The sequence below is a fragment of the Arthrobacter sp. 1088 genome (assembly GCF_031455315.1).
Lineage (GTDB): Bacteria > Actinomycetota > Actinomycetes > Actinomycetales > Micrococcaceae > Arthrobacter.
Genome location: NZ_JAVDSM010000033.1, coordinates 1 through 3731, shown reverse-complemented (window position 1 = coordinate 3731; position 3731 = coordinate 1). Strand labels below are relative to the sequence as shown.

Genomic DNA, 3731 nt, shown 5'->3' with positions numbered 1-3731 from the left:
CAAACTGCGATTCATCAACCGGCGAGCCGTGAAACAGCCCGAGGTGGGCTCAAATCAAAATGCCAAACCGGTCTCCACTCAAACTGCCATATTCAGCCCGCCATGGCTGGCCACGAAAACCCCGCAGACCGCCAGGGACGCCTCTCGCCCACCTGCACACAAACACCACGGAACCACTCCGCCCACGTCGCCACCAGTGAGCGGTGGATGTGCGTAGCCTCCGTCACGCTGTTGGTCACCAAAGGGCACCTTTCCTATGGACTATAGGTCTTTACCCGGTTGCTCTGTGAGCGGCTGGCAGGCTGGTGCTGTGACTCGGCTGAGGTGTGACTCACCCATGGTTTTGCCTTCGATTCGAGCTGTGCGGAGTGCGCATTCTTGGAAATGTCCGCCCAGGCGGGGTCCGGCATCAATTCTGTGCACAGCGCTGGCCGGATCAAAAGCATGCCCGCCCAATCTTGGGTGTGGCCCATTACAGTCCTGCCACGCCGTAAATCCTTTCGATGCCACTCATTCCCTAACCATCAGGAGGAAACAAGTGATCGTTGCAGAGCACTTCGGCTTCGTTGTCGGCATTGATACTCACGCCAAAACCCACACACTCGCCATCATCGATACCCCAACGGGTGGGGAAATGGCGAACGAAACATTCCCTGCCACCACAACCGGAGGCAACCGCGCCCTGTCCTGGATCCTGCGTTGTACCGGCGCATCCGCTGAGCAGGTCCTGCTCTCCATGGAGGGGACCGGATGGTACGGGGCAAAACTAAGGCAACAAGCTTCCGACGCCGGTTTCCAGGTCACCGAAGCGCCCGTGCCGAACCAACGGCTCGGCCGGTACGAGGGCAAATCCGATTCGATCGATGCTACCCGTGCCGCACGAACTGCGTTGAGCATCCCAACGAACCGTCTACGGGAACCACGCTCCCGGAAAGACCACATGGCACTCAGAATCCTCTCCAATGCTCGGCGGACAATGGTCCGGGAACGCACTGCAGCAATCAATGCTCTCACCGCTCTCTTGCGCATCGTCGACCTCGCGTTGATGCCCGAATGCCGTTGACCGCCACCCAGATCCAGACCCTGCAGGAACAGATGGGCAAGAACCACTCCGAACTCGAGACCCTCGTGCAGCAGGTTCAGCCGGCCCTTCTGAATATCTACGGTATCGGCGCGGTGCTCGCCGCAATCATCCTCACGCCTGGTCACACTCCGGAAAAGTGCGCTCCGAAGGAGCATTCGCAGCCTTGGCCGCCACATGCCCGGTCCCAGCCTCATCCGGCAGCAACACACCAGATTCCGCCTGAACCGAGGCGAGCCAACTCAACAAGGCCATCTACACAATCGCCCTCATCAGAATGAACAGGGACCCGGTCACCAGAGACTACGTCGCCAAAACAAACAAGCCAAGGCCGCGCGTTGACTCATGGAAAAGGTCCGCGGTGTGGCATACGTTGCCTCATTGAAAAAGGTCCGGTTGGGACTGGTCGCGGACATCCTTGAGGGATGGGTCTGACGATGAGCCAGCGTAAGGCGGTCACGCTGATCAAGGCACGGGCGTATGCCCGGGGAACGAGGGCCGAGAAGGTCCGGATCCTTGATGAGTTGGTGGAATTGACGGGGTGGAACCGGGATTATGCCCGGCGTGCCTTACGCAGGGCGCTGGAGCTGCGACCCGTGCGGCCCCGGCCGGCTCCGGCGCCGGTGTATGGTCCGCGGATCGTGGAGGCGTTGGTGGTGTGCTGGGCCGTTCTGCGGGCACCGGCCGGCAAACGCCTGGCACCGATGTTGCCGGTTCTGGTTCCGATGCTCCGCCGCGATGGTGAGCTGTCCATGGACGATGAGGAAGCCGCACTGCTGATGCGCATGAGCGCCGCGACGATCGACCGAAAACTAGCACCAGAACGGGCGAAGCTGGTGTTGCGTGGCCGCTCCCATACGAAGCCAGGATCGCTGCTGAAGTCACAGATCCCGATCCGTACCTGGGCTGAATGGGACGACGCGGTCCCGGGATTCGTGGAAATCGACTTGGACGGCCACGAAGGCGGTGTGGCGTCGGGACAGTTCTGCTTCACGTTGACCGTCACTGACATCGCCACCGGCTGGACGGTCAACCGGTCCGTGCCGAACAAAGCCCAGAAGTGGGTCTTCGAGGCCCTGCAGCATGCCCTGGCCCGGTTCCCGTTTCCCATCGTGGGCATCGACTCGGACAACGGCACCGAGTTCATTAACGATTACCTGCTCGAGTACTGCCATGCCCAACAGATCACCTTCACTCGCTCCCGGCCAGGAAACAAGAACGACGGCGCCCATGTGGAGCAAAAGAACTGGGCCCGGGTCCGTGAGCTCGTGGGCTACTACCGATACGACACCCCGGCGGAACTGGCAAAGCTGAACGAGATCTGGGACCTCGACGCTCTCTTCACGAACTACCTGCTGCCCCAGCAGAAACTACTTTCGAAAACCCGCCACGGCGCGAAAGTCGTCAAGAAACATGACCAGGCCATCACCCCACACCAACGCGCCGCTGCGCACCCCGGAGTCCGTAAAAAGGCCGTCATCGGAATGAACGCCCAACTCAAACGCATCAAACCCGCCGCTTTATCCCGGCAGATCCTCGCCCTTACCAGCAACCTCGAAACCCTGGCCAAAGCCAAAGCACCAGCAAGGGACTACAAAACCAACACCTGGTTCAACAAGCCCCTGAACCGGACCTTTTCACGTGAGGCAACGAATCACTCTTCCCGGACCTATTGACGTGAGGCAACAGGGGCCGTACCAAAAGGGAAGTCATCCGCAGCCTCAAGCGCTACATCACCGCCAGCTCTTTCGGCGTCTCAACAGCATCGATCCGATCAAGGAAACTGGAGGCCCCCCTCGTCCGGGACGGGTCAGGGCCATCCGTCAGCAGAGAAGGGTTCACGTCCGAGGCAGGGTGGGCACCCAGTGGAGGCCGGGACTTCTGCTGCTTCTCCTAACCTCGGAGACGGGTCAGGCCCGGCCTGACCGTGGTGTGCGGTCAGGCCGGGCCTGAATGTGGGGCGGGTCACTCTTGTGAAGTGTCTGCCGGCTTTACCGGGTTCCTTGTCTTACTCGGTTGCCTTGCGGCGGCGGAAGGCCAGCAGTGCTGTTCCGCCAAGAAGTGCGAACAGTGCCAGGGCGGCGAAGCCCATGACGTTGGCGCCGGTGTAGGCGAGTCCTCCGGTGTTCGCCAGTGGCGGCGGGGTGGTGACCGGGTTGAACGTGCACAGGGGGTCGCCGGTGACGCACTTTCCGGCAGGTGTGCCGCCTGTCTTGAACACGAAGTTCTCCAACATGTCGTCCCCGCGTGAGCCGTCCGCATTCACTGTCACCGCGTAGGTCACGGTGACCGTGGCGCCGGCGGCGAGGCTGCCGCTGACGGTGAAGGCACCGTCGGTGACGGTGGACGCGGTCAGGGACCCGTCCGAGGCCACGGGCTGCGCCGTCACGGCTGCGTCATCAAGAACACCAGTGAGCAGATCGGTGTAGTCCACCGCGTACGGGCCGGTGCCCACGTTCTTGAACGTCAATGTGTACGTCAGCGTCTTGCCGGCGGTCACGGTGGTGCCCGACGCCGGATCAACGCCCTTGCTCACACTGAGAACCGAGACCAGGTGGTTCGTGGTGCAACCAACCGCCGTGTCGCAAACACCGCCCGGGGACGTGGGGGTGATGACGTTCGACAGCTGTCCGTCGCCGGTCCCCAGCGG

Annotated in this window: 4 protein-coding genes; 3 read left to right on the top strand and 1 reads right to left on the bottom strand. The window is 61.8% G+C overall.

Translation table 11 applies throughout. The features are described from left to right. Positions 1 to 102 precede the first annotated feature (102 nt). The 3 genes from J2Y41_RS22965 (at position 103) to J2Y41_RS22955 (ending at position 2757) form a co-directional block, all read left to right on the top strand. Positions 103 to 267, top strand: a complete 165-nt coding sequence (locus J2Y41_RS22965; protein WP_309932018.1) for a hypothetical protein — start codon at positions 103 to 105, stop codon at positions 265 to 267. A 271-nt stretch (positions 268 to 538) separates the two neighbouring features. Next, positions 539 to 1063: a transposase gene (locus tag J2Y41_RS22960; RefSeq protein ID WP_309932016.1), complete on the top strand. Its 525-nt coding sequence runs from the start codon at positions 539 to 541 to the stop codon at positions 1061 to 1063. Positions 1064 to 1518: 455 nt separating this feature from the next. Next, complete coding sequence (locus J2Y41_RS22955; protein WP_309932014.1) at positions 1519 to 2757, top strand: transposase family protein; 1239 nt, start codon at positions 1519 to 1521, stop codon at positions 2755 to 2757. A gap of 332 nt (positions 2758 to 3089) precedes the next feature. Here the strand turns inward: J2Y41_RS22955 and J2Y41_RS22950 are convergent. Then, positions 3090 to 3731, bottom strand: a 642-nt coding sequence (locus tag J2Y41_RS22950) for an LPXTG cell wall anchor domain-containing protein (RefSeq protein ID WP_309932012.1), incomplete at its 5' end; no start/stop codon positions are given.

Coding starts and splice junctions, on each gene's coding strand:
- J2Y41_RS22965 (WP_309932018.1), top strand. CDS start 103: ATGGCTGGCCACGAAAACCCCGCAGACCGCCAGGGACGCCTCTCGCCC.
- J2Y41_RS22955 (WP_309932014.1), top strand. CDS start 1,519: ATGAGCCAGCGTAAGGCGGTCACGCTGATCAAGGCACGGGCGTATGCC.